The sequence below is a fragment of the Streptomyces angustmyceticus genome (assembly GCF_040701845.1).
Taxonomy (GTDB): Bacteria; Actinomycetota; Actinomycetes; order Streptomycetales; family Streptomycetaceae; genus Streptomyces; species Streptomyces angustmyceticus_A.
The window spans coordinates 93668-118293 of the sequence record NZ_JBFBHQ010000003.1; the positions used below are offsets into that span (position 1 = coordinate 93668).

Below are 24626 nucleotides of genomic sequence, written 5' to 3' on the forward strand. Positions count from 1 at the left end.
ACGACGGCGGGCTCAGGCGGTGTCCCGCGCCAGGTTCCGCCAGCTCCAGGTCATGGAGATCTCCAGCGGGTCGATGGGCGTGACCAGGCGCGGCAGGGTGTTGAGACCGTTCGGCGGGCCGGACTGCGGCTCGACACAGACCGCGGCCTCCTGCTCGTCGTAGACCACGACCCACTCGGCGCGGCTGCCGACCTCCAGCTCCAGCCGGCCCGGCCAGGTGAGGGTGGCGCCGACCCCTTGCGGCATCCCGAAGCAGTCGTCCCAGGGCCCCGGCCGCGGCGGGATCCGCCGGCCGGTCGGGAGATGGTCGTCGCCCCGCTCCTCCTGCCACTCGGGCGCGAAGTCGAGGCGGACGTCCTCGCCGCCCTCGCCGAGGTTCCGCAGGAACCAGGGGTGCCATCCGGCCTGCGCGGGGAACGAGTCGCCGGTCGCCTCGACGCACAGGGTCAGGGTGAGCGAGCCGCCGTCCGCGGCCAGCTCGACGAGCTGGGTCACCCGCCCCGGGTACGGCCAGGGCGCCGCCGGATCGGCGAGGTCGTAGGTGAAGACCGCGTCCGTGCCGCTCGCCCGCGCGGTCCGCCAGCGGAGGTTGCGGCCGGTGCCGTGGATGGCGTGCGGCGCGGCGTTGAGGGGCATCTGGTGCAGCTCGCCCCCGTTGCGGAACTGCCCGTGCGCGATCCGGCCGCACCACGGGACCATCGGGAAACAGCCGTACTTGTCGCCCTGCCGCAGCAGCTCCGTACCGCCGACGCGCAGGCCGGCGATCCGGCAGCCGTTGTCCGGACGGACGGTCACTTCGGTGTCCCCCGCGGCCAGTCGTACGCCGGGGGACACCGGCGCGGGCGCTGCGCTCTGCGTGGTCTCGTCGGTACTCACGGGACCGACCCTAACGGTGCACCGGCGCCCGGCGCGGGACGCCGGGACGGGGCGCGGGCGGCCGGCGGACGACGGGGTCAGCGCCGCCGGCGCAGCACCCGGCCGACGACCACGGCGGACGCCAGCACCACCGCGGCGGCGGGCGCCGCCCAGCGCAGGACCGCCGAGGTGCCGCCCGGCTCGGGCGCGGGCACCGGCGCGTAGCGTCCGCGCGGCGGCGCGTGGTCGACCTCCTCCGCGCTGCGCCCGATCATCGTCCGGCGGGCGTGCGCGGCCTCGGCGGGGGCGAGGCCGTCCGCGTCGTGGCCGTAGGCGTGCTCGGGGTGCAGGGCGTGCGCCGCGTGGAACGCGTCCCCGGCGTCGCCCGCACCGAGGTCCTCGACGCCCTCGGCCCCGTCGTCGTCCGCCGCTGCTTCCGCGTCCGCGTCGCGGTCCGGAGCCGGTGGCATCCCGTCGCCGGCCGCTCCCGGCCCGGCCGCCCCGGCCGGGTCCTGCGCGGGACCGCTCTCCGCCGGACCGCCTTCCGCAGTGCCCTCGCCGTCCTGTCCCGCCGGCGGCCGGCGGCGCAGATCGGCCGCGAGGTTCTCCGCGAAGCGGTCCAGCAGCCGGCGGCCGGCGGATGCGGCGGACTGCTCGCCGGCCTCGGCGAGCCGGCCGTCGCCGTGGACCGTGCCGGTGCAGGTCAGCGTCGTGCCGGGGCCGGGCTCGGTGGCCGGAGCGAGGCGTACGGCCAGGGTCACCACGACCGATCCGTCGCCCCGTACCTCGCTGCCCTTCGCCTCGACGGTCACTACGGCGGCGCCGTCCTCGCCGGGTCCGTCGTCGCCGGGTCCGTCGTCCGCGGCCGCGCCGACCGTCAGCGTCCCGCGGTAGGTGATGGTGGAGCTTCCGACGCGCAGCCGCAGCCGGCCGACCGGCGACCGGGGGGCCGCGTCGGCGTCGAGCTGGACTCCCGGGACGCAGCGCGCCACCCGCTCCGGCTCGGTCAGCGCCTGCCGCACGGTCCCGACGGGAAACGGAACGTACACCTCATGCTCCATGGCATAGGAGCCTACCCAGCGCCCCCGCACCCCGTGCCCGCGCACACAGACTTTCTGCGCGGCGGCCCCGGCCCCGTACCGCCCCGCGCCCTTCCTCCGTCCGCCCCGCGCCCTTCCTCCGTACCGGCCCGCCCGGCCCGCCCGGTCGGGACAGCGCGGATCAGCCGAGATAGCGCGGGTGCATCAGCGTCGACGGCGGCAGGCCCGGCATCCGGTCGCGGGCCTCCCCGCGCCGCCCGGCCTGCAGCTCCGCGCGGGTGAGACCGGCCGGCGGCGGCGCATCGGGCGCCAGGCCGAACCGCGGGCGGTGCCGGGCGGCGAGTACGAAGCCCCAGTACCGGCCCCGGCCGGCGGACGGCGCGGCCGCGGGCACCTCGGCGTCCACCGTCGGAAGGGGGCGGGCCGCGCGGTCCGGGCCGCCGTAGAACGACGCGGGCCGGCCGGCCAGGCGGTAGGGCACGGTCTCCAGGCCCACCGACCGGACCGTCGACTCCACCGTCCAGTACAGACGCGCCCGTTCGACCGGTGGCCCGGCATGCACCACCAGCCGCCCGCCGGGCGCCAGCAGCCGTGCCGCGAGGCCGTAGAACTCCTGCGAGTAGAGCTTGGTGCTGGCGGCGATACCCGGGTCGGGAAGGTCGGAGACGATGACGTCGTACGGCGCCTGCCGCCGGCCGCGGCCGCGCAGGCCCTGCCGGCGCAGCCAGTCGAAGGCGTCGGCGGTCACCACCCGCACCCGCGGATCGAGGAGCGAGTGGTGGTTGAGGCGGGAGAGGCCGGGATCGGTGCGCGCGAGCCGCAGGACACCGGGGTCGAGTTCGACGACGGTGACCGAGCGGACCGCGCGGTGGCGCAGGATCTCGCGCACCGCGAGGCCGTCGCCGCCGCCGAGGACCAGCACCCGGCCGTGCGGGCCGCCCGCCATCGCCGGGTGCACCAGCGCCTCGTGGTAGCGGTATTCGGTCTCCGCGCTGACCCGGAGCCGGCCGTCCAGGTAGAGCGCCAGCGGTCCGCCTAAACCTTTCCTCCCCCGCCCCGCACCGCCTCCGGCGCCCGTGCCGCCGGTCATCACCACCTCTTGGATGCCGGTCTGCACCGCGACCCGCGCCGAGGAGCCGTACACCGCCTGCCGGGCGGCGCGTTCGAACGGCGCGGCCAGCAGCACGCCCGCGGCCAGCAGCACGAGGACCACGGCATTGGCGGCGAGCAGCGTCCAGCGGGCGCGGGCGCTCAGATCGTCGCGGAAGAGCCAGAGCACCAGCACGCCGCCGGCCACCGCGTTGACCCCGCCGGTGAGCAGGGCGCCGGTCAGCTGGCCGAAGCCCGGCAGCAGCAGAAAGGGAAAGGCCAGGCCCCCGACGAGCGCGCCGACGTAATCGGCGGCGAAGAGGTCGGCGACCGCGCCGCCCGCGTCCTGCCGGCGCACCCGCTGGATCAGCGTCATCAGCAGCGGCACCTCGGCGCCGATCAGGATGCCGATGGCCAGGGAGAAGCCGACGAGCGCGGAGCGGGACTGGCCGAACCAGGCGAAGCAGGCGTAGAGCGCCATCGCGGAGCTGCCGCCGACCAGCGCCAGGCCGGCCTCGACCGCGCCGAAGCCGACCGCCGCCCGGCAGCGCAGCCGCTTGGCGAGCAGCGCCCCGACACCCATCGCGAAGACCATGACGGACAGCACGATCGACGCCTGGGTGACGGAGTCGCCGACCAGGTACGTGGCGAGCGCGACCAGTTCGAGTTCGTAGACCAGGCCGCAGGCGGCGCAGACGAAGACGACGGCGAGGACGAGCAGCCGGCCGGGCCCGGCCGGCACGGGCAGTCGCGCCGGTGTCATGGCCTCCGGCGGCCCGGGGACGCCGGTGAGGGCGGGCTCTGGCGGGTCGATCATAAAGTGAACGCTACGTGACGGTTCCGTGGCGCTCCGTCACCCACACGGGTGCAGTCTGCCCGCTACACGCGCCCGTCGGGGCACGGCCCTCACGAGGGGCGCGCGGGGCACCTCCACACCCCACCGGCCACCCGGACCGCGCACACCACGTCGCCCACGCTCCGCCGGGCACCCACACCCCGGCGCACACCCGCCCGCACGCCCCTCGCGCCACCCATGCCCCCACACCGCCCCGCCGACCGGACCGGCCCCTTTCGCCCGCCCCCGCTAGACCGCCGCGACCGCCGCCCGTACGCCCACGCGGGTACGGGTGGCCACCAACCGGCCCTCCTGGGGGTACGCGTGCCAGGTCCGCCAGCGCACCTGCCCCTGCTGGCACTGCGCCAGCATCGCGGTGAAGGCGTGCGGCGACCCCGGGAACGTCCCGGCGAGGCCGTGCGGATGCTCGGCCACCAGCGCGAGCAGTTCCTGCGCCCGCCCCGCGAACGAGCCGCGCGACAGCGTCTCCACATGGGCCGCGAATTCGTATTCCCAGTCGCCGAGCCGCTTCGCCACGCCCAGCGGCAGCGGTGTGCTGCTGCCCGGCATACAGGCGACGGTCTCGGAACAGGTGCCGCGCTCCTCTTCGAGAAGCACCTGGTGAGAGGCGCCGAGCAGCCTCAACTGCAGTTGTGCACCGTGGAGTTCGAGATCGAGTACGGCAAGGGCCGGCAGGGGTTCCCTGCCCAGCGCCCAGGCCAGGTCGGAGGCACGGGTATCGGTGTACGCCGTCTGCAAAGTGGTGAGCATGGGTCGGCTCCGCAAGCACGCAGTGGAATGGTGGGCCGGCCCGCCCGTTGAAGGCCTGGGATGTCCGAATGCCTGCCGGCTCGTGCCCACGTGGGAACGGAGAACGTGGGGGATTCTCCAGGGAGAGGGAATCATGAAAGCCCTGTCGCCCACAGCGCTTTTACCCATCTTCTCCGGGTTTCCATCCGCCCGGGGGCCTTGCAGTTCAACTGTTCAACAACCAAGCGTCCAGCGGGTGTTGATGCATTCACCAGCACCCGCCAGACGCATATGCGGAAAGCAACACCCCTTCCACACCAGTGGAGTTGGCGCAGCCGTGGGCTCAGGAGCCGCCGCCACCACCGCAGCCACCACCGCCGCCGCAGCCGCCGCCACCACACGAGGAACCGCCGCCACAGCCGCCGCCCCCGTGGTGCCCACCGCCCAGGCTCGAACCGCCGTCACCGCCGGCCCACCAGCCGGCGCCGCCCGCGCCGGCCGAGCTCCGGCCGAGGCCGCGGCCGGAACCCCGTCCGCCGGCGCCGCCCCGCGAGGCCAGGGCCACCAGGCCGATCACCGCCGCGCAGACCACCAGGAAAATCACGATCCCCATCTGCCTCACATTCCTTTCTTCCCCCGAAGCGAGGCACCCGCTCCGTCCGGCGCCCGGTGCGCCGTTCCGGCGCCGTCCCGCGCCGTGGCCGTCCTCGTCGACGGCCGTCTGCATCCTTTGTGCCGGGCTGATGCCCTGGCCCCGCGATCTCAAAGCACAGTTGAGGAACTCCAGAGGTTCGACGGAGGATGGCGCCCATGGACCGACCGCTGCTGAACCGCCGCCTCGCCGAATTCGGCACCACGATCTTTGCCGAAATGTCGGCACTCGCCGTACGGACCGGCTCCATCAACCTCGGCCAGGGCTTCCCCGACGCCGACGGACCGGAAGAAGTCAGGGAAGCGGCGGTGCGCGCCCTGCGCGACGGCCGTGGCAACCAGTACCCGCCCGGCCCCGGCGTCCCCGAGCTGCGCACCGCCGTCGCCGCCCACCAACAGCGTTTCTACGGACACCTCGGCCTCTCCTACGACCCCGACACCGAGGTCCTGGTCACCGCGGGCGCCACCGAGGCCCTCGCCGCCTCCCTGCTGGCGCTGCTGGAGCCGGGCGACGAGGTCATCGCGCTGGAGCCGTACTACGACTCGTACGCGGCCGGAATCGCGCTGGCGGGCGGCCGTCGCGTCCCGGTCACCCTGCGCGCGGACCCCGAGTCCGGCTCCTACCGCCTCGACCTGGACGAACTGCGCGACGCCGTCACCGACCGCACCCGCCTGATCCTCCTCAACACCCCGCACAACCCCACCGGCACCGTGCTCACCCGCGAGGAGCTCGCCGAGATCGCCCGCCTCGCCTGCGAGCGCGACCTCCTCGTCATCACCGACGAGGTCTACGAGCACCTCGTGTTCGAGGGCGAGCACGTCCCCCTCGCGTCGTTCCCCGGGATGCGCGGGCGCACCGTCACCATCGGCTCCGCCGGCAAGACCTTCTCCTTCACCGGCTGGAAGGTCGGCTGGGTCACCGCGCCCCCGGAACTGGTCGGCGCCGTCCGCTCCGCCAAGCAGTTCCTCACCTACGTCTCCGCCGGACCGTTCCAGTACGCCGTCGCCGAGGCGCTCGCCCTCCCCGACAGCTACTACACCGGGCTGCGCGACGACCTGCGCTCCAAGCGCGACGTTCTGGCCCGCGGCCTGACCGCGGCCGGCTTCGGCGTCTTCCGCCCCTCCGGCACCTACTTCATCACCACCGACATCCGCCCCCTCGGGCACGACGACGGCTTCGCCTTCTGCCGCGCCCTCCCCGAACGCGCCGGCGTCGTCGCCATCCCCAACGCCGTCTTCTACGACCACAAGGACCAGGGCGCCCCCTACGTCCGCTTCGCCTTCTGCAAGCAGGAGTCGGTCCTACGGGAGGCGGCGGACCGGCTGCAGAAGCTCTGACGCGAGGTGCCGCCGGACGCTCTCCGGTCCGGGTCGCCCGCCCTCACGTCCAGTACTTCCCGGGCGGCGGCGCCTCCGGATCCGGGGCCACCGGCGGTTCCTTCCGGTCACCGTAGAAATAGTCGTAAAGGTCCTGGAGATAGCCGTAGAGGTGGTCTTCCTCCCAGAAGGAGACGCCGGTCATCAGCGCCCACTCCCTCGAACCGGCGGGCCGCTCCCTCAGCAGGTACTCCAACGCCTCCTTGAGATGCCGGGCGTACGGAGTCTTTCTTGTCGCTCCCACTTTCATCGTGTGGATTTCATCGATGAATTCGACATTCAGAGCACCGCTGAAGAACCCGGCCACCTGCCGGTCCGAAGCGTAGTGAGGAACAACGGTATCCGGGAAGCTCACGGCTTCTCTCTTTCTCCGTGCCTCGTCCCGCCACCGGACGGACGCGGGCCCCGGAGCCGAAAGCTCCGGGGCCCGCGCAGCAGGGTGGGTGTGGGACGGACGGGGCTCAGGCCTCGTCGTCGCCCGGCTTCTGGTCGGAGTCGCCTTCGATCTCGGCTTCGAGGCCGAGCTGCTCGACGATCCACTTGTCGAATTCGATCGAGGCGCGTACCCAGCTGACCGTGCTCGACACGAAGTGTTCGAGCGAGACACCGGTGCCGATCAGCATCGATGCTTCACCGATCAGACGGACCGTGCCGTCGTCGTGGGTGTGGGTGTATGCCTTGGGCCACAGCGTCCGGCGGTTCCAGTCGTCGATCGCCTCCAGCAGCTTCGACTTGTCGTCGATGCCGTGGGCACGGTCGTAGAACGTACGGACGGAGAAGATCTGCTGCTCCTCCTCGCCCCGGAACATGAAGTACGTGCGGAACTGCTCCCACGGAGCGGCGAGGTCACCCTCCTCGTCGACGACGTACTTCAGCTCCATCTGGTCGAGGAGCTGCTTGACCAGGTCCTGGTCAGGCACGACGGGACCCTCAGGCCCCGAGGGCTCGGGTTCGGGCTGGCCCCCGAAATTCGGAATCGAGGACGGGTCGATGCTCACCGTGGAATTCCCTTCGTATGGTCCCTGCCATCCTCCCCCACATCCGCCCCGTCCTGGCAACCCGGGACGGAGCGGATGCGGGCAAGGTGTCGGTCAAGGTGTCGGTCAAAGGAAAGGATCACGGACGGGGGCGGGCGGCGCAGCCGTACGCCCGGATTGCAGGGCCGGTCAGCCCGCGGTCCGTCCGGCCGGCTCCACCGACAGCTGGTCGCCGTCCACGTCCACCCGCACGGTGTCCCCGTCCAGCACCTCGCCCGCCAGGATGGCGCGGGCGAGCGGGTCGCCGATGGCCGTCTGGACCAGCCGGCGCAGCGGCCGGGCACCGTAGGACAGGTCCGGCGCGGGGGCGTCGAGGACCGGTTCCTGGCCCAGCCAGGCGAGCCAGGTCAGGGCACGGTCGGTGACGTCCAGTGTCAGACGGCGGTCGCCGAGGCGGCGCTGCAGGTGGTCGAGCTGGATCGCGGCGATCCGCTGGAGCTGGTCGGTGCCGAGCGGGTGGAAGACCACCACGTCGTCGAGCCGGTTGAGGAACTCGGGCCGGAAGGCGGCCCGGACCGCCTCCAGCACCCTCTCCTTCTTCTGGTCCTCCTTGAGCAGCGGGTCCATCAGGAAGGTGGAGCCGAGATTGGAGGTCAGGATGAGGATGGTGTTGCGGAAGTCGACCGTGCGGCCCTGGCCGTCGGTGAGCCGGCCGTCATCGAGGACCTGGAGCAGGATGTCGAAGACGTCGTGGTGGGCCTTCTCGACCTCGTCCAGCAGGACGACGGAGTACGGGCGGCGGCGGACCGCCTCGGTCAGCTGGCCGCCCTCCTCGTAACCGACGTAGCCGGGCGGCGCGCCGACCAGCCGCGCGACGCTGTGCTTCTCGCCGTACTCCGACATGTCGATGCGGACCATCGCCCGCTCGTCGTCGAAGAGGAAGTCCGCGAGCGCCTTGGCCAGCTCGGTCTTGCCGACGCCGGTGGGGCCGAGGAAGAGGAACGAGCCGGTGGGCCGGTCCGGGTCGGCGATGCCGGCGCGGGTGCGGCGCACCGCGTCGGAGACGGAGCGTACGGCCTCGGTCTGGCCGATCAGCCGCTTGCCGAGCTCCTCCTCCATCCGCAGCAGCTTCTGCGTCTCGCCCTCCAGCAGCCGGCCGGCCGGGATGCCGGTCCAGGCGCCGACCACATCGGCGATGTCGTCGGGGCCGACCTCCTCCTTGACCATGGACTCCTTGGACGCCTCCTGCTCGGCCTCGGCGGCGGCGGCCTCCTCCAGCGCCTGCTCCACGCCCGGGATCTCGCCGTAGAGCAGCTTGGAGGCGGTGTCGAAGTCGCCGTCGCGCTGGGCCCGCTCGGCCTGGCCGCGCAGCTCGTCGAGCCGCTCCTTGAGCGCGCCGACCCGGTTGAGGCTCTCCTTCTCCTTCTCCCAGCGGGCGGTCAGGCCGCGCAGCTCCTCCTCCTTGTCGGCGAGGTCCTTGCGCAGCTTCTCCAGGCGCTGGAGCGAGCCGGCGTCGGTCTCGTTGCGCAGCGCCAGCTCCTCCATCTTGAGGCGGTCCACGGCGCGCTGGAGCTCGTCGATCTCCACGGGCGAGGAGTCGATCTCCATACGGAGGCGGGAGGCGGCCTCGTCGACCAGGTCGATGGCCTTGTCGGGCAGGAAGCGGGAGGTGATGTACCGGTCGGAGAGGGAGGCGGCGGCGACCAGGGCGGAGTCCGCGATCTGCACCTTGTGGTGGGCCTCGTAGCGGCCCTTGAGCCCGCGCAGGATCGCCACCGTGTCCTCGACGGTCGGCTCGGCGACCAGCACCTGCTGGAAGCGCCGCTCCAGCGCCGGGTCCTTCTCGATCCGCTCGCGGTACTCGTCCAGCGTCGTCGCGCCGACCATCCGCAGCTCACCGCGGGCCAGCATCGGCTTGAGCATGTTGCCGGCGTCCATCGAGGAGTCGCCGCCGGCGCCCGCGCCGACGACCGTGTGCAGCTCGTCGATGAAGGTGATGATCTGGCCCTCGCTGGACTTGATCTCCGCCAGGACGGTCTTCAGCCGCTCCTCGAACTCACCGCGGTACTTCGCGCCCGCGACCATCGCCCCCAGGTCGAGCGCGACCAGCCGCTTGTTGCGCAGCGACTCGGGCACATCGCCCTTGACGATCCGCTGCGCCAGCCCCTCGACGACGGCGGTCTTGCCGACGCCGGGCTCGCCGATCAGCACCGGGTTGTTCTTCGTCCGGCGGGAGAGCACCTGCACCACGCGCCGGATCTCGTGGTCCCGGCCGATGACCGGGTCGAGCTTGCCCTCGCGGGCGGCCAGCGTGAAGTCCGTGCCGAACTTCTCCAGGGCCTTGTACGTGCCCTCCGGGTCGGCGTTGGTCACCCGCTGGCCGCCCCGGCTCGCCTCGAAGGCCGCCAGCAGCTTCTTGGCGCTCGCGCCCTGGTCGGCCAGCAGCTCACCGGTGCGCCCGCCCTTGGCGGCGATCCCGATGAGGAGGTGCTCGGTGGAGACGTAGGCGTCACCGAGCTCCTTGGCGCGCTGGGTGGCGTCCGCGATGGCGGCGAGCAGGTCGCGGTCGGGCTGCGGCGGCGCGACCGTCGAGCCCTGCACGCTGGGCAGCCCGGCGAGCTGCCGCTCGGCGCCGTTGCGCAGCACGGCGGCGTCCGCCTCCACGGCGGACAGCAGGTCCATGATGTTCTCGTTGTCCTGCCCGGCCAGCAGCGCGAGCAGGAGATGCGCGGACGTCATGTCCGCATGCCCGGCGGTCACCGCCCGCTCGTTGGCGGCGCTCAGCGCCTCCCGGCTCTTGTTGGTCAGCTCGGCGTCCACGTCCTCGCGATCCTCCTCGACTCGTCCTCAACAGCCTCTGCGGGCCCGCTCCGGGCCCGTCCATGCGCCCGTACGGCACCCACCCTGCTCATGCCAACGTGCGATAAGTTGAGTCTATTCCACTCAAGGTTGTTCCGGGAGCCCCGCCCACCCCACCCTCGCTCACTCGTGCGAGGTAATCCCGTCCAACGCGCCGTCGCGGGCCACCCCACCCGGCCGCACTGGCCTTCGACCTCAGGAGGTGCAGCATGACGGCTCTGGCACACGCGCCCGTGCCCACCGACGAAGAAACCTCCTTCCAGGCCGGGAGCACGCTGTTCAGCGAGCCCTCCGGGGACGACCGCGCGGAGCACGACACCGCTCCGGCCGGCAGGCCCCTCCCCCCTCCCCGCCCCCTTCTCCTCACGAGCTGGACACCGCTCTCCTCACGAGCTGGACACCGCCGGCTTCCTCCGGCCCCGGGGCCCCGGCCTACCCTTGCCCCCATGGCCCATGACCTCAGTGCCCTCAGCCCGGAGTACCTCGCCTTCTGGCGCGAGTACCTGATGCCGACGCTCACCACGCTGCGGACCGACGGGACGCCGCACGTCGTCCCCGTGGGCGTCACCTACGACGCCGGGCAGCGGATCGCGCGGATCATCACCCGCAAGGACAGCGCCAAGGTCAAGAACATCGTCGCCGCCGGGACGGACGGCGCCACCGTCGCCGTGTGCCAGGTCGACAAGGGCCGCTGGGCCACCCTGGAGGGCATCGGACGGGTGCGCACGGACAGCGAGTCGGTGGCCGACGCGGTCCGCCGGTACGCCGAGCGCTACGGCCGGACCCCGACGCCCAACCCCGATCGCGTCATGATCGAGATCGCGGTGACCAAGGCGATGGGGCGGGCCTGAGCGCGGACCGCCGCCTCCCCCTGCCCGCTCCGCCGCCTCCTCCGCCCGCCGGACCTCCGTCTCCCCGCCCCATCGGGCCGCCGGCTCTCCGTCCCGCCGAGCCGCCGGCCCCCTGGCCGAAAACGGACCCTTCCGCTCCGCCACGGGCCCGCCACCTGGTACTCAAGAGCGACGGGAACCGAACAGCTCCGTGCAATGACGGACGGCATCGGGCCTGCCCCAGGCAAAAGACGGCAGCTGGAGGCCGCATGGCGTCGGCAGTGCGCATCGTGACGACCGCTCCGCGCCGTCCGCCCCCCACCCGGCCGCACCCGCACGCCGAGCTCTGCCCGCGCTGCGGCGGCCAACTGGCCGTCAATCAGGACGGCTGGAAGATCTGCCACGCCTGCGGTTACGCTTCGCCGCCCGGTACAGCCCCTCCTCCACGGGCCACCCGCGGGGGTATCGTCGCCCCCACAGTCGCCACGCCCCGGAGGGCACGATGAACTCGGTCCGAGTGACGGCGATCGCCTGCCTGATGCCGCTGTCCGAGCTCGACGAGGATCCGTTCCTGGTCGACGACCGCGGCCAGCACGACATGTGCAAACAGTGGGCGGCAGCCCGTGACTACCACCTGACCTGCCAGCTCAGCCTGCACCACCTGCGGGCCGACCACAGCGCACTGTGGCGCGACGTCGCGGCGGGCCTGGTGGACGTGTTCGTGGCGCCCAACCGCCGGGCGCTGGAGAACGCCATCGACGGCACCGCCGAGTTCACCGCACGCTGCGCCGAGGCCGGCGTACGCCTGGAGACCACCGACCTCGACGAGCCCGTCTACACCCTGGCGATGAAGTCGCAGGTGCACCGCCGGCTGTCGATGCCGACGGCGGGGTACAACGGCTGCTGAGCGGGCCGCCCCAGGGCGGAGGGCGCACGGCGGCGGGCAGCGCCCGGGAAACGCGACGAGGGCCGGGTTTCCCCGGCCCTTCGCCATGTCACACGCCGGCGGTCCGCGCCCCGGCGGACCGGATCACTCCGGCCGCTTGGGCCGCCACACCACCAGCGCGCTGCTCTGCTGCACATCCTGATACGGCACCAGATCGCGCCGGTAGGAGGCGTGCACCGCCGCCTCCCGTTGCTGCATCGCGCTGGCCGCGCCCTCCAGGGCGCCCTGGAGCTCGACGAGCCGCTGCTGCAGCGCCGTGACCTGGTTCTCCAGCTCGATGATGCGCTTGATGCCGGCGAGGTTGATGCCCTCGTCCTGGGACAACTGCTGCACGGTACGGAGCAGTTCGATGTCCCGGGCCGAATAGCGGCGGCCCCGCCCGGCCGTACGGTCGGGCGAGACCAGCCCCAGCCGGTCGTACTGCCGGAGGGTCTGCGGATGCAGGCCGGAGAGCTGAGCCGCGACGGAGATGACGTACACCGGCGACTCATCGGTCAGTTCATAGGGGTTACGACGCTGCCCGCCCCGGCTGTCCATCTCAAGCTCCCTTCGCGGCCTGGAACAGCTCCGCCCGCGGGTCCGTGCCCGCGGTCGCCTCGCGATAGGACTCCAGCGACTCCCTCGCCTTGTCGCTGAGGTCACCGGGGACCAGCACCTCTATGGTGACCAGCAGATCCCCCCGTGTCCCGTCCTTACGGGTCGCGCCCTTGCCCCGGGCGCGCATGGTGCGTCCGTTGGGGGTGCCGGCCGGCAGTTTCAGCGTGACCGGCGGGCCGCCCAGCGTCGGCACCTTGATCTCACCGCCCAGGGCGGCCTCCGGGAAGGTGACCGGCACCGTGACGGTGAGGTTGTCGCCCTTGCGGCCGAAGACCGGGTGGGCGTCGACATGCACGACGACGTACAGATCGCCCGCCGGGCCGCCCTGCTCGCCCGGAGCGCCCTTGCCGCGCAGCCGGATGCGCTGCCCGTCGGAGACGCCCGCGGGGATGCGGACCTGCATCGTGCGGGCGCTGGTCGCCCGGCCGCTGCCCTTGCAGACGTCGCAGGGGTCCTGGGCGATCAGGCCCCGGCCCTTGCAGTCGGCGCACGGGTCGGTGAGCGAGAAGCCGCCGCCCGCGCCCCGGCTGACCTGGCCGGTGCCGACACAGGTCGGGCAGACCCGCGGGGTGCCGTTCTTGTCGCCGGTGCCCGAACACGCCTTGCACGGCGCCTGGCTGGACATCCGCAGCGGGACCGTGGCCCCGTCCACCGCCTCGGTGAAGCTGAGCGTCACCTCGGACTCGATGTCCTGGCCACGGCGCGCGTGGGTGCGCGTCCCGGCGCCGCCGCGGTTGAACAGGCCGCCGAAGACGTCCCCGAGCCCGCCGCCGAAGCCGCCGCCGCCCGCCTGTCCCTGGGTGCCCCCGAAGAGGTCGCCCAGGTCGAAGTTGAACGAGCCGCCGCCGCCGGCCGGGCCCGGCCGGTAGCCGCCGTTGCCGAACAGCGTGCGCGCCTCGTCGTACTCCTTGCGGCGCTTGCTGTCGCCCAGGACGTCGTTGGCCTCGGAGATCTCCTTGAAGCGCTCCTCGGCCTTGGCGTCGCCCTTGTTGGCGTCCGGGTGGAACTCGCGGGCGAGCTTGCGGTAGGCCTTCTTGATCTCCGCTTCGGTGGCGTCCTTCGGGACGCCGAGGACCTTGTAGTAGTCCTTCTCGACGAAGTCCTTGGTGCTCATCCCCGACGTCCCTCCTCCCGCGCGGATTTCCTGTCTGTCCTCACGTCAGCCCTCGTCCGGGCCACCGCTCTCCTCGTCCGAAGCCTTGGCACCCTTGACCTCGTCATCGGACTTGGCGCCCTGCGCGCCCGGCTGCGGCTCGGCGACGGCGACCCGCGCGGGGCGGATCGTTCGCTCACCGATGCGATACCCGGGCTGCAGGATCGCCACGCACGTCGTCTCGGTGACATCCGGTGCGTACGAATGCATCAGCGCCTCGTGGATCGTCGGGTCGAAGGGCTCGCCCTCCTTGCCGAACTGCTGCAGACCCAGCTTGGCGACCACGGTCTCCAGCGATTCGGCCACCGACTTGAAGCCGCCGACCAGTTCGCCGTGCTCACGGGCACGGCCGACGTCGTCGAGGGTGGGCAGGAGCTCGGACAGGAGGTTCGCCGCGGCGATCTCCTTGACCGTCACCCGGTCCCGTTCCACCCGGCGGCGGTAGTTCTGGTACTCCGCCTGGAGCCGCTGGAGGTCCGCCGTGCGCTCGTTGAGCGCCGTACGCACCTGGTCCAGCTGCGCCTGGAGTGCTACGTCCGTTACGTCCCCGGCCGGGGCCGAGCCCGCCTTGTCGGCGGACTCGGCCTGCGCCGCGTCTTCGGGAGCGGCGTCGGAAGGGACGTCGGGCTTCTCGTCGAAGCCCGGGGTCTCCTCCGTCACGCGGCACCGTCCTTCTTCGGCTTCTCGTCGTCGACGATCTCGGCGTCCACGACATCGTCCTCGGCCTTGGCCTGCTCGGCGCCCTCGGCACCCGCGGCGCCCTCGGCACCGGCCGCACCCTGGGCGTCGGCGTACATGGCCTGGCCCAGCTTCTGGGAGACGGCCGCGACCTTCTCGGTGGCCGTGCGGATCTCGGCGGTGTCCTCGCCCTTGAGCTTCTCCTTCAGCTCGGTGAGGGCCTCCTCGACCTCGGTCTTGACCTCGCCGGGAACCTTCTCCTCGTTGTCCTTGAGGAACTTCTCGGTCTGGTAGACGAGCTGCTCGGCCTGGTTGCGGGTCTCGGCGGCCTCGCGGCGCTTGGTGTCCTCGTCCGCGTACTGCTCGGCCTCCTGGCGCATCCGGTCGACCTCGTCCTTCGGCAGCGAGGAGCCGCCGGTGACGGTCATCTTCTGCTCCTTGCCCGTGCCCAGGTCCTTCGCGGTCACGTGCATGATGCCGTTGGCGTCGATGTCGAAGGAGACCTCGATCTGCGGGACCCCGCGGGGGGCCGGCGGCAGACCGGTCAGCTCGAACATCCCGAGCTTCTTGTTGTACGCCGCGATCTCGCGCTCGCCCTGGTAGACCTGGATCTGCACGGACGGCTGGTTGTCCTCGGCCGTCGTGAAGATCTCGGAGCGCTTGGTCGGGATCGTGGTGTTGCGCTCGATGAGCTTGGTCATGATGCCGCCCTTGGTCTCGATACCGAGGGACAGCGGGGTGACGTCCAGCAGGAGGACGTCCTTGACCTCGCCCTTGAGGACACCGGCCTGGAGGGTGGCGCCGATGGCGACGACCTCGTCCGGGTTGACGCCCTTGTTGGCGTCCTTGCCGCCGGTCAGCTCCTTGACGAGCTCGGCGACGGCGGGCATACGGGTCGAGCCGCCGACCAGGACCACGTGGTCGATCTCGGACAGGTTGATGCCCGCGTCCTTGATCACGTTGTGGAACGGCGTCTTGCAGCGGTCCAGGAGGTCCGAGGTGAGCTGCTGGAACTGCGAGCGCGTGAGCTTCTCGTCCAGGTGCAGCGGGCCCTCGGCGGAGGCGGTGATGTAGGGAAGGTTGATCGTCGTCTCGGTGGAGGACGACAGCTCGATCTTCGCCTTCTCGGCGGCCTCGCGCAGGCGCTGGAGCGCCATCTTGTCCTTGGCCAGGTCGACGCCGTGGCCGTTCTGGAACTGCTTGACCAGGTAGTCGACGACGCGCTGGTCCCAGTCGTCACCACCGAGGTGGTTGTCACCGTTGGTGGCCTTCACCTCGACGACGCCGTCACCGATCTCCAGCAGCGAGACGTCGAAGGTGCCGCCGCCGAGGTCGAAGACCAGGATGGTCTGGTCGTCCTTCTCCAGGCCGTAGGCCAGGGCGGCCGCGGTGGGCTCGTTGACGATGCGCAGGACGTTGAGGCCCGCGATCTCACCGGCCTCCTTGGTGGCCTGGCGCTCGGAGTCGTTGAAGTAGGCCGGAACGGTGATGACCGCGTCGACGACCTTCTCGCCGAGGTACGACTCGGCGTCGCGCTTCAGCTTCTGCAGGATGAAGGCGCTCATCTGCTGCGGGTTGAAGCCCTTGCCGTCGATGTCGATCTTCCAGTCGGTGCCCATGTGGCGCTTGACCGACCGGATGGTCCTGTCGACGTTGGTGACCGCCTGACGCTTGGCGACCTCGCCGACCAGCACCTCGCCGTTCTTGGCGAAGGCGACAACGGACGGCGTGGTCCTGGCGCCCTCGGCGTTGGTGATGACGGTGGGCTCACCGCCTTCGAGAACACTGACGACGGAGTTCGTCGTGCCCAGGTCGATGCCGACCGCACGTGCCATTTCAATTCCTCCAGCTGACTTGAGTGGAACAGGCTCAAGAGTGCAGCACGGAGGAAAACCTGTCAACAGAGCTGAGTCGGGGGCACTCAAGTTTTATAAGGCGCTTATCGTCACCGGCTGTGCGGCGAAAGACGTACGGGCCGCACAGAGGGTTGCCTTGGCGACGCAGATCACCGGCCGGGCGGCTTCATGGCGCAGAGGAGAATGGGTAACCTCAGCGGCAGACCCAAAAAGTTACCGCTTAGTAGACCTCTCCCCTTTCCGCTCTCGCAGGTACGAGGAGCCTCCCATGCAACTCGCCGCGATCATCGTGTCGCTGGTGCTCATCGCGGTCGCCGTGGCGCTGTTCGGCCGCGCCCTCCTGCAGATCTACCGCCAGATGCGACTGGGCCAGCCGGTGCCCGCCGGCACCCGGACCGATGCCCCCGCCCAGCGGACCGTGACGGTGGCCAAGGAGTTCGTCGGCCACACCCGGATGAACCGCTGGGGCATCGTCGGCGTCGCGCACTGGTTCGTGGCGGTGGGCTTCCTCACCCTGCTGCTGACGATCGTCAACGCCATCGGCCAGCTCTTCAAGGCCGACTGGCTGATCCCGTTCCTCGGCGACTGGCTGCCGTGGGAGATGTTCGTCGAGGCGATGGGCACGATGACGACCCTGGGCATCATCGTCCTGATCGTCGTCCGGCAGCTGAGCCGGCCCGGCGGCGCGGGCCGCAAGTCCCGCTTCGCCGGATCCAACACCGGCCAGGCGTACTTCGTCGAGACCGTCATCCTCATCGTCGGCATCTGCATCGTGACGCTGCACGCCCTGGAGGGTGCCCAGCACGGCGTCGACCACTACGAGCCGGCGTTCTTCGTGTCGTACCCGCTGGTCGCGGCGTTCAAGGGCATGAGCCTCGGCACGGTGCAGAACCTCACCTACTTCTTCGCCGGCCTCAAGATCGCGACGTCCTTCATCTGGATGATCACGGTCTCGCTCAAGACCGACATGGGTGTGGCCTGGCACCGCTTCCTGGCCTTCCCCAACATCTGGTTCAAGCGCGAGGCGGACGGCGGCGTGGCGCTGGGCGCCCTGCAGCCGATGACCTCCGGCGGCAAGCCGATCGACTTCGAGGACCCGGGCGAGGACGACCAGTTCGGCGTCTCGCAGGTCGAGCACTTCTCCTGGAAGGGCCTGCTCGACTTCTCCACCTGCACCGAGTGCGGCCGCTGCCAGTCGCAGTGCCCCGCCTGGAACACCGGCAAGCCGCTGTCGCCCAAGCTGCTGATCATGTCGCTGCGCGACCACGCGCACGCCAAGGCGCCGTACCTGCTCGCGGGCGGCGGCAAGGACGAGGAGGGCAACGAGAAGGCGACCGCCGAGCAGCTCGCCGGCGTCCCCGCGTCCGCCCTGGCCGAGGCCGAGCGCCCGCTGATCGGCACGCTGGAGGAGAACGGCGTCATCGACCCGGACGTCCTGTGGTCCTGCACCACCTGCGGCGCCTGTGTCGAGCAGTGCCCGGTCGACATCGAGCACATCGACCACATCGTCGACATGCGCCGCTACCAGGTCATGATCGAGTCCAGCTTCCCCAGCGAGGCGGGCACGATGCTCAAGAACCTGGAGAAGAAGGGCAACCCCTGGGGCCTGGCCAAGAAGCAGCGTCTGGCCTGGACCAAGGAGGTCGACTTCGAGGTCCCGATCGTCGGCCAGGACATCGAGGACCTCACCGAGGTCGAGTACCTCTACTGGGTCGGCTGCGCCGGCGCCCTGGAGGACCGCGCCAAGAAGACCACCAAGGCCTTCGCGGAGCTGCTGCACATCGCCGGCGTGAAGTTCGCGATCATGGGCGGCGACGAGAAGTGCACCGGCGACTCGCCGCGCCGCCTGGGCAACGAGTTCCTCTTCCAGCAGCTCGGCGCGGAGAACGTCGCCACGCTGAACGCCGCCTTCGGTGAGGACGACGAGGACGAGTCGACCAAGAAGCCGAAGTCGTCGAAGAAGATCGTCGCGACCTGCCCGCACTGCTTCAACACCATCGCGAACGAGTACCCCCAGCTGGGCGGCGAGTACGAGGTCATCCACCACACCCAGCTGCTCCAGCACCTCGTCGACGAGGGCAAGCTCACCCCCGTCACCCCGGTCGAGGGTCTGATCACCTACCACGACCCCTGCTACCTGGGCCGCCACAACAAGGTCTACACCCCGCCGCGCGAGATCATCGCCAAGGTGCCGGGCCTGCGGAACGAGGAGATGCACCGCCACAAGGAGCGCGGCTTCTGCTGCGGCGCCGGCGGCGCCCGGATGTGGATGGAAGAGCGCATCGGCAAGCGCATCAACAACGAGCGCGTCGACGAGGCCCTGTCGCTCAACCCCGACATCGTCTCGACGGCCTGCCCCTTCTGCCTGGTGATGCTGACCGACTCGGTCAACGGCAAGAAGAACGACGGCAAGGCGAAGGAGTCCGTCCAGGTCGTCGACGTGGCCCAGCTGCTGCTGGACTCCGTCAGGACGCCGGTCGACCCGGCGGGCGACGAGGAGCCGGAGGACGCGCCGGAGCCGGAGCCGGTGAAGTAACGGCGCGGACACCCGCATTGGCCGACGGCCGGTCCCTGTTCGGGGGCCGGCCGTCGGCGTGCGGGGCGGGCATTGCGGCATCGCGGGCCACCGGAGAGCATCGGGGCCGCGCACGACGACAGCACGACACCACGACACCAGCGAGACGGGCGGGGCGGGGACGGCATGGGACGACGGATCGTCACGGCGGCGGGCCTGGGGCTCGTCCTGCTCCTCACCTCCTGCGGGCCGCTCTCCGGCTCCGGCGACGCGCGCCGCGCCGCCCGCCACCGTGCCTCCTCGCTGCCCGCCGCCCGCCCGGTCCCGGCCGGCCACGGCAGCAAGACGGCCGGCGACTTCAACGGCGACGGCCACCCCGACCTCGTCCTCGACCGCCTGCTCGCCCCCGCCGGCGGCCGCGACGACGACCCGGGCATCGGCATCGTCTACGGCTCCGCGCACGGACTCGCCCCGGCCGCCCGGGAGTTGCTCACCCCGGCCCGCAACGCCGCCCCCACCGGCAGCGCCGTCCCCGCCGCCTTCGACGCCGAGGCCGTCTGCGACCTCGACCGGGACGGCTTCAGCGATCTCGTCGTCACCACCGACCCGCCCTACGACGGCGTGGGCCGCCCGCCCGTCCCCGTCCAGCTCCTCTTCGGCTCGCCGCGGGGCCTCGGCCCGGCCCGCGCCGTGCGGCTGCGCATCCCCGCCCGGGCGCGGTTCGGCAACGAATGGCCCGACCAGCCGGTCTGCGGCGACTTCGACGGCGACGGGGCGGCCGACCTGGCCGTCACCGCCTCCGGCCCCCGCATCAGCTACCTGCGGGGCCCGTTCACCCGCACCGGCGCCCCCGAGGCGGCCGGCGCGCCCCTCGCCGTCCCCGGCACCGCCCTCGCCGCCCCCGGCCCTCTCGCCCCGTCCCCCGACGTCGACGACGACGGCGCCGACGACCTCCTCGTCCGCTCCGACGCCCCCGGCCGCCGTGCCCGCGCCCGGCTCGCCCTCGGCGGCCCCCGGGGCCCGCTGCGCGCCGGCCCGGCCGCCTACCCGCCCGGCTACGCGACGGTCTTCGGCCGCTTCGCCGGGGCCGGCCGGGGCGTGACCTCCGTCACCGCCGACACCGGCGCCCTGCTCTCGGTCGGCGGCCGCCCCGGCACGATCCGCACCGGCACGGGCGGAGTACCCACCCTCGCCGCCGGTGACGCGGACCACGACGGACACCCGGACCTCGTCGTCGGCGGCACCCGCCCCGCCCTGCTGCGCGGCACCGCGCACGGGCTCTCCGGCACCGCCCGCCACCTGCCCGCACCCCGTCTCCCCGGCCCCGGACGCCCGCACTCCACGGTTCTCGCCCTCACCGACCTCGACGGCGACCAGCGCGCCGACCTCGTCCTCCTCACCCGGCGCGGCCGCACCCACGACCGGGTCACGGTCTGGCCCGGCACCCCGTCAGGACTCGCCGCGCGGCCCGCCCGCTCCTTCACCACGGCGGATTTCAGGGCCCCCTGACGGACCGCCAGGCACTTGTGGTCCGTGGCTAATACAGTTGTCCCGGCGCCGGGACGCATCCCAGCATGACGCCATGAACACAGACACGGGCAGGGGTACGGCAGACGATCCGAGCGCCCCGGAGCGCCCCGCCCCCCGCGAGACGCCGCCCGCCCCGCCCGTCACGGTCCGGCTCGCCCTCCCCACCGACGCCCCCGCGATCGCCGCCGTCCACCAGGCATCACGGCAGGTCACCATGCCCTACCTGCCGCCCCAGCGCCGCACCCACGCGGAGGTCACCCGCTGGATCAGGGAGATCGTGCTGCCGCAGTGTCACACCCTGGTCGCCGTCCGTGGCACGGAGCTCCTGGGCTACGCGGCCCTCCAGGGCGAGCTGCTCGAACAGCTCTACCTGCGCCCGGACGTCCGGCGCACCGGCATCGGCTCCCGCCTCCTCGCCGAGGCGCGACGCCTGCGCCCCGGCGGCCTGTACCTGCACGTCTTCCAACTCAACACCGGCGCAAGGGCGTTCTACGCCCACCACGGCTTCCGGGTCGTGGCCGTCAACGACGGCAGCTCCAACATGGAGAACCTGCCGGACCTCACCCTCCGCTGGACCCCGCCCCCGGCCCCCCGGTCCCCTCGGGGAACCCCCTAGGGGATGTCACAGGTCAGATGCAAACCGGGCCCCGATCCCCCTGCTCCGCCACCGGATCCGCGCGGACCAGGTACTTTCGAGTACGTGGCTGGATTCAGGATGGGTCGCGGACGGGACACCCGCCCCGCGCAGAACGGACAGCAGGGGCACCAGGGGCAGCAGGCTCCGTACGGGCAGCAAGGGCCGTACGGGCAGCAGCCCCCACCGCCGCACGGGCAGTGGCAGCAGGCACCGCAGCAGTACGGCGGCATGCCGCAGGGGCAGCCGCAGCCGCACGGGCAGCACGGCGAGCCCGAGTACTTCGGCGACGGCGGCTATCAGCCCCAGCAGTCCTTCGCGCCGTATTCGAACGACAACAACCCGGGTCACACCCAGCAGTTCAGCGTCGGCGACGGCCCGGACGCCTACGGTGCGCCGCAGGGCCAGTACGACGACGGCGCCGACGGTGCGTACGCGTCCGGCGGCACCTACCGCGCCGGCCAGGCCGGCGCGCCGGCCGGACCCCGGCTGCACTGGAAGCAGCTGCTGTCCGGCATCGTGCTGCGCCCCGACGCCACCTTCTGGCAGATGCGCGACCACGCGGTGTGGGCCCCGGCGCTCATCGTCACCTTCATCTACGGTCTGCTCGCGGTCTTCGGCTTCGACAAGGCCCGCGAGGACGTGCTGAACGCCACCCTCTCCAACAGCATCCCGTGGGTGCTGATCACCGCTGTGATGTTCATCATCGGCAGCCTGATCCTGGGCACGGTCACCCACACCCTGGCCCGCCAGCTCGGCGGCGACGGCGCCTGGCAGCCGACCATCGGCCTGGCCATGCTGATCATGACGATCTCGGACGCGCCCCGGCTGCTGTTCGCGATGTTCCTCGGCGGCGACAGCACCCTGGTCCAGGTCCTGGGCTGGCTGACCTGGCTCGCCACCGGCTACCTGCTGACCTCCATGGTCAGCAAGTCGCACGATCTGCCGTGGCCCAAGGCCCTGGGCGCCTCCGCGATCCAACTGGTCGCCCTGCTCGCCCTGCTCAAGCTCGGCACCCTGTAAGGGTCCGTCCCGGCCACCGCGAGGGGCCCGCCCCGGAGCACCAGGCTCCGGAGCGGGCCCCTCGCCGTACGGCGGGCCGGCCGCCCCGCGGATCCGGCCCGGTGCGGCGGAGTCAGGCGGCCCGGACGAACCGCTGCCCCGCCGACCCGTCGCACCCCTGCAGCCGCAGCGCTTCCTTCGCCGCCCCGAGCGTCAGACACAGCGTCGGCGCGGCGGCGGGCCGGATCGTGCCGCCGCCGTCCCGTACGAACTGCTGGTTGGCCGCGCCCGAGCAGTTCCACAGCACCAGCCCGGCCCCGGCCCGGTACTGCGCGCCCGGCACGTCCAGGCACCGGTCCTGGGTCAGGCCCACGTGCACCGACCGCTGCCCGTCGTCGTACCACCAGTCCTGGTTGCGCTGGCCGTGGCAGTCCCAGCCGCCGACCGCCGTCCCGTTGCGGCTGGCCCCGCCGGTCGCGTCCACACAGCTCCCGGTGCCGGCGTTCTTCAGCGGCCGGTACGCCTCGTCCCAGGCCCCCGCGTACAGCGCCGGCCGCCCGGTGCTCGCGGGGTCGGCGCAGGAGGCCTCGCGCAGTCCCGTGGCGTAGAGCTGGGTCAGGCACGAGGCGAAGGCGCCGTGCCCGCGGGCGTTGGGGTGGAAGGACTGCCGTACGGAGTTCGAGTCCGGCGGAATCGGGTTGGTGAGGTTCACATACAGCCCGCGGGCCCAGGTGTCCTCCATGCACACCTCGTGCCCGTGGAACAGCCGCGAGGCGTCGAGGTAGGTCGCCCCCGCGTCCAGCGCGGCCCGGCGCATGCCCCGCTCGAAGGCCGGCACGGCGGTGTTGCGCCCCCAGCCGGCGTCGGAGGTGTAGCCCGTGCAGCCGCCCAGCAGCTTCCCCGGGTAGTGCGGGTTGTCCTCCACGTCCGGCCCGATCGGGCTCGGATACGACATCACCACGAGCCGGTAGTCGCCGTCCGCGTAGCCCGCGTCCCGCATCACGGTCCGCAGGTCGCCGACCGTCCGCTCGACCTTCGGCACCAGCCCCTCGACCCGCGCCTGCCACCCCGGCTGGTACTTCGGCTCACAGGTGCCCTGCAGCAGGAACCAGCGCACCACGCAGTCCGTCATCACCGGCCCGAACTGCAGATCGTCGTTGGCGCCGGCCACCAGCAGCACCATCTTCAGCCGGGTGTTGCGGGCCGCGATCGCGAGCGCGTCGCTCTGCACCAGCTCGTCGCCGTACTGCTTGCTGCCCCCGATCACGATGTTGCCGGTGCCCGCGCCCGAGCAGGCGGCGTTGTACGTCACGTCCGCCGCGATGCCGGTCCGGTGGATCGCCGCGTCCGGCGACCGGTGGCACCAGTTCGTGGGGCCGTCCGTGCCGGGCTCGTACGTCCCGACGCCCTCCCCCGAGATCTCGCTGTCCCCCAGTGAGATCAACGAGGTCTTCCGCTCCCCGAGGGGCCGCTCGGCCGGATCCCCGTAGAGCTTCACCGCCTCCCGCGCCCGGATCTCCTCCAGCCCGCCCGCCAACGGCTTGGCGACCGGGGCCGGCCCACGGCTCCCGCCGGCGGCACTCGCCCCGCTCACCGCCCCGGAGAACACCACGGCCAACGCCACCGCCGAGACCGTCACCGCGCCCCGCAGCCGCCGCCCGCGTCCCGCCCTGCCTCCCGCCCGCGCCCCTGTTCCCTTACGGGACCCTGCTCCCGCCGGCCGCCCACGTAACGCCCACCGCCCGCGTCTCGCACGCACCATGAGGCCTCCCCTCCGGTCTGCTGTTACCGCGGGTTGTACTCGCAGGTAGCCCACAGCGGAACACCCGGAACGGAATTGGCCGGAACCAGCACGGCACAACGCACCGACCGCCAACTCCCGTACCAGGAGCGGCGGTCGGTGAAACGGTTTCGGGGCCCGCGGGGCCCTCAGGCGTCGAGAACCTGCCCCTCGCGCCGCACCACCGGCGGCTCGACGCTCCACGGGAAGTTGATCCACTCGTCCGTGCGCTTCCACACGTACTCGCACTTCACCAGCGAGTGCGGCTTCTCATAGATCACCGCGCTGCGGACCTCCGCCACGGTCCCCTGGCAGAAGTCGTGCACCAGCTTCAGCGTCTTGCCGGTGTCCGCGACGTCGTCGGCGATCAGCACCTTCTTCTCCGAGAAGTCGATCGCGTTCGGCACCGGCGCCAGCATGACCGGCATCTCCAGGGTGGTGCCCACCCCGGTGTAGAACTCCACGTTCACCAGGTGGATGTTCTTGCAGTCCAGCGCGTACGCCAGGCCGCCCGCGACGAAGACGCCGCCCCGGGCGATGGACAGCACGACATCGGGCTCGTACCCGTCATCGGCGATCGTCTGCGCCAGCTCACGGATCGCCCCGCCGAACCGCTCGTACGTCAGGTTCTCCCGCACGTCACTCACGTATCTCTCTCAGACCTTCTGTGTC

General features: G+C 72.0%; 21 protein-coding genes. 7 read left to right on the plus strand and 14 right to left on the minus strand.

The window, feature by feature from the left end:
* Positions 1 to 12 precede the first annotated feature (12 nt).
* From AB0411_RS07830 to AB0411_RS07850, 5 genes are all read right to left on the minus strand, one after another.
* On the minus strand, positions 13 to 876 hold the full coding sequence (locus AB0411_RS07830) for an aldose 1-epimerase (protein WP_366416387.1): 864 nt from the start codon (positions 874 to 876) through the stop codon (positions 13 to 15).
* A gap of 77 nt (positions 877 to 953) precedes the next feature.
* On the minus strand, positions 954 to 1916 hold the full coding sequence (locus AB0411_RS07835) for an SRPBCC domain-containing protein (protein WP_366416388.1): 963 nt from the start codon (positions 1914 to 1916) through the stop codon (positions 954 to 956).
* 160 nt (positions 1917 to 2076) lie between these two features.
* Positions 2077 to 3801: a polyamine aminopropyltransferase gene (locus AB0411_RS07840; RefSeq protein WP_366416389.1), complete on the minus strand. Its 1725-nt coding sequence runs from the start codon at positions 3799 to 3801 to the stop codon at positions 2077 to 2079.
* A 267-nt stretch (positions 3802 to 4068) separates the two neighbouring features.
* Complete coding sequence (locus tag AB0411_RS07845) at positions 4069 to 4590, minus strand: DUF2617 family protein (RefSeq protein ID WP_088798590.1); 522 nt, start codon at positions 4588 to 4590, stop codon at positions 4069 to 4071.
* A 322-nt stretch (positions 4591 to 4912) separates the two neighbouring features.
* Complete coding sequence (locus tag AB0411_RS07850) at positions 4913 to 5182, minus strand: hypothetical protein (RefSeq protein ID WP_366416390.1); 270 nt, start codon at positions 5180 to 5182, stop codon at positions 4913 to 4915.
* A 197-nt stretch (positions 5183 to 5379) separates the two neighbouring features.
* On the opposite strand from AB0411_RS07850, the gene AB0411_RS07855 reads away from it, so the two are divergent.
* A complete protein-coding gene (locus AB0411_RS07855) occupies positions 5380 to 6558 on the plus strand; it encodes a pyridoxal phosphate-dependent aminotransferase (RefSeq protein WP_366416391.1) in 1179 nt (392 codons plus the stop codon).
* A gap of 43 nt (positions 6559 to 6601) precedes the next feature.
* Here AB0411_RS07855 and AB0411_RS07860 read toward each other — a convergent pair whose 3' ends face one another.
* The 3 genes from AB0411_RS07860 to clpB form a co-directional block, all read right to left on the minus strand.
* A complete protein-coding gene (locus AB0411_RS07860) occupies positions 6602 to 6952 on the minus strand; it encodes a hypothetical protein (RefSeq protein ID WP_366416392.1) in 351 nt (116 codons plus the stop codon).
* A 106-nt stretch (positions 6953 to 7058) separates the two neighbouring features.
* A complete protein-coding gene (locus tag AB0411_RS07865) occupies positions 7059 to 7595 on the minus strand; it encodes a YbjN domain-containing protein (RefSeq protein WP_366416393.1) in 537 nt (178 codons plus the stop codon).
* Between the two features lie 168 nt (positions 7596 to 7763).
* Positions 7764 to 10394 (minus strand): ATP-dependent chaperone ClpB, encoded by a 2631-nt coding sequence (clpB, locus tag AB0411_RS07870; protein WP_366416394.1) that lies wholly within the window; start codon positions 10392 to 10394, stop codon positions 7764 to 7766.
* 485 nt (positions 10395 to 10879) lie between these two features.
* Here clpB and AB0411_RS07875 point away from each other — a divergent pair, with 485 nt between their 5' ends.
* Entirely contained in the window at positions 10880 to 11284 is a 405-nt protein-coding gene (locus tag AB0411_RS07875) for a pyridoxamine 5'-phosphate oxidase family protein (RefSeq protein WP_366416395.1), read from the plus strand.
* A 481-nt stretch (positions 11285 to 11765) separates the two neighbouring features.
* The gene (locus AB0411_RS07880) at positions 11766 to 12170 is read left to right on the plus strand and encodes a hypothetical protein (RefSeq protein ID WP_366416396.1); all 405 of its coding nucleotides are present in this window, start codon (positions 11766 to 11768) and stop codon (positions 12168 to 12170) included.
* Between the two features lie 123 nt (positions 12171 to 12293).
* Here AB0411_RS07880 and AB0411_RS07885 read toward each other — a convergent pair whose 3' ends face one another.
* Genes AB0411_RS07885 through dnaK form a run of 4 tightly spaced genes read right to left on the minus strand, consistent with a single transcriptional unit; the run spans position 12294 to position 16472 of the window.
* On the minus strand, positions 12294 to 12746 hold the full coding sequence (locus tag AB0411_RS07885; RefSeq protein ID WP_086720322.1) for a heat shock protein transcriptional repressor HspR: 453 nt from the start codon (positions 12744 to 12746) through the stop codon (positions 12294 to 12296).
* A 1-nt stretch (position 12747) separates the two neighbouring features.
* Positions 12748 to 13920: a molecular chaperone DnaJ gene (dnaJ, locus tag AB0411_RS07890; protein ID WP_366416397.1), complete on the minus strand. Its 1173-nt coding sequence runs from the start codon at positions 13918 to 13920 to the stop codon at positions 12748 to 12750.
* Positions 13921 to 13965: 45 nt separating this feature from the next.
* Positions 13966 to 14619, minus strand: coding sequence for a nucleotide exchange factor GrpE (gene grpE / locus AB0411_RS07895; protein WP_366416398.1), 654 nt, complete (start codon positions 14617 to 14619; stop codon positions 13966 to 13968).
* The gene (gene dnaK / locus AB0411_RS07900) at positions 14616 to 16472 is read right to left on the minus strand and encodes a molecular chaperone DnaK (RefSeq protein ID WP_159744689.1); all 1857 of its coding nucleotides are present in this window, start codon (positions 16470 to 16472) and stop codon (positions 14616 to 14618) included. The genes grpE and dnaK overlap by 4 nt, the downstream gene beginning before the upstream one ends.
* A gap of 289 nt (positions 16473 to 16761) precedes the next feature.
* Here dnaK and AB0411_RS07905 point away from each other — a divergent pair, with 289 nt between their 5' ends.
* The 4 genes from AB0411_RS07905 to AB0411_RS07920 all read left to right on the plus strand — a co-directional run bounded on the left by AB0411_RS07905 (position 16762) and on the right by AB0411_RS07920 (position 22195).
* Positions 16762 to 19029, plus strand: coding sequence for a (Fe-S)-binding protein (locus AB0411_RS07905; protein ID WP_366416399.1), 2268 nt, complete (start codon positions 16762 to 16764; stop codon positions 19027 to 19029).
* Between the two features lie 165 nt (positions 19030 to 19194).
* On the plus strand, positions 19195 to 20517 hold the full coding sequence (locus tag AB0411_RS07910) for an FG-GAP repeat domain-containing protein (protein WP_366416400.1): 1323 nt from the start codon (positions 19195 to 19197) through the stop codon (positions 20515 to 20517).
* 73 nt (positions 20518 to 20590) lie between these two features.
* Positions 20591 to 21154, plus strand: a complete 564-nt coding sequence (locus AB0411_RS07915) for a GNAT family N-acetyltransferase (RefSeq protein ID WP_366416401.1) — start codon at positions 20591 to 20593, stop codon at positions 21152 to 21154.
* Positions 21155 to 21253: 99 nt separating this feature from the next.
* Positions 21254 to 22195, plus strand: coding sequence for a Yip1 family protein (locus AB0411_RS07920; protein WP_366416917.1), 942 nt, complete (start codon positions 21254 to 21256; stop codon positions 22193 to 22195).
* Positions 22196 to 22307: 112 nt separating this feature from the next.
* Here the strand turns inward: AB0411_RS07920 and AB0411_RS07925 are convergent, their stop codons facing one another.
* Together AB0411_RS07925 and AB0411_RS07930 are read right to left on the minus strand one after the other, a co-directional pair.
* Positions 22308 to 23792: a ricin-type beta-trefoil lectin domain protein gene (locus AB0411_RS07925; RefSeq protein WP_366416918.1), complete on the minus strand. Its 1485-nt coding sequence runs from the start codon at positions 23790 to 23792 to the stop codon at positions 22308 to 22310.
* Positions 23793 to 24103: 311 nt separating this feature from the next.
* Positions 24104 to 24601, minus strand: a complete 498-nt coding sequence (locus AB0411_RS07930) for a phosphoribosyltransferase (RefSeq protein WP_086719339.1) — start codon at positions 24599 to 24601, stop codon at positions 24104 to 24106.
* Positions 24602 to 24626: the final 25 nt, after the last annotated feature.

What these genes read in the sequence shown, in the direction of transcription:
- AB0411_RS07835 (WP_366416388.1), bottom strand. Translation starts at nt 1,916, where the DNA reads ATGGAGCATGAGGTGTACGTTCCGTTTCCCGTCGGGACCGTGCGGCAG.
- AB0411_RS07840 (WP_366416389.1), bottom strand. Translation starts at nt 3,801, where the DNA reads ATGATCGACCCGCCAGAGCCCGCCCTCACCGGCGTCCCCGGGCCGCCG.
- AB0411_RS07845 (WP_088798590.1), bottom strand. Translation starts at nt 4,590, where the DNA reads ATGCTCACCACTTTGCAGACGGCGTACACCGATACCCGTGCCTCCGAC.
- AB0411_RS07850 (WP_366416390.1), bottom strand. Translation starts at nt 5,182, where the DNA reads ATGGGGATCGTGATTTTCCTGGTGGTCTGCGCGGCGGTGATCGGCCTG.
- AB0411_RS07855 (WP_366416391.1), top strand. Translation starts at nt 5,380, where the DNA reads ATGGACCGACCGCTGCTGAACCGCCGCCTCGCCGAATTCGGCACCACG.
- AB0411_RS07875 (WP_366416395.1), top strand. Translation starts at nt 10,880, where the DNA reads ATGGCCCATGACCTCAGTGCCCTCAGCCCGGAGTACCTCGCCTTCTGG.
- AB0411_RS07880 (WP_366416396.1), top strand. Translation starts at nt 11,766, where the DNA reads ATGAACTCGGTCCGAGTGACGGCGATCGCCTGCCTGATGCCGCTGTCC.
- AB0411_RS07885 (WP_086720322.1), bottom strand. Translation starts at nt 12,746, where the DNA reads ATGGACAGCCGGGGCGGGCAGCGTCGTAACCCCTATGAACTGACCGAT.
- dnaJ (WP_366416397.1), bottom strand. Translation starts at nt 13,920, where the DNA reads ATGAGCACCAAGGACTTCGTCGAGAAGGACTACTACAAGGTCCTCGGC.
- dnaK (WP_159744689.1), bottom strand. Translation starts at nt 16,472, where the DNA reads ATGGCACGTGCGGTCGGCATCGACCTGGGCACGACGAACTCCGTCGTC.
- AB0411_RS07905 (WP_366416399.1), top strand. Translation starts at nt 16,762, where the DNA reads ATGCAACTCGCCGCGATCATCGTGTCGCTGGTGCTCATCGCGGTCGCC.
- AB0411_RS07910 (WP_366416400.1), top strand. Translation starts at nt 19,195, where the DNA reads ATGGGACGACGGATCGTCACGGCGGCGGGCCTGGGGCTCGTCCTGCTC.
- AB0411_RS07915 (WP_366416401.1), top strand. Translation starts at nt 20,591, where the DNA reads ATGAACACAGACACGGGCAGGGGTACGGCAGACGATCCGAGCGCCCCG.
- AB0411_RS07920 (WP_366416917.1), top strand. Translation starts at nt 21,254, where the DNA reads ATGGGTCGCGGACGGGACACCCGCCCCGCGCAGAACGGACAGCAGGGG.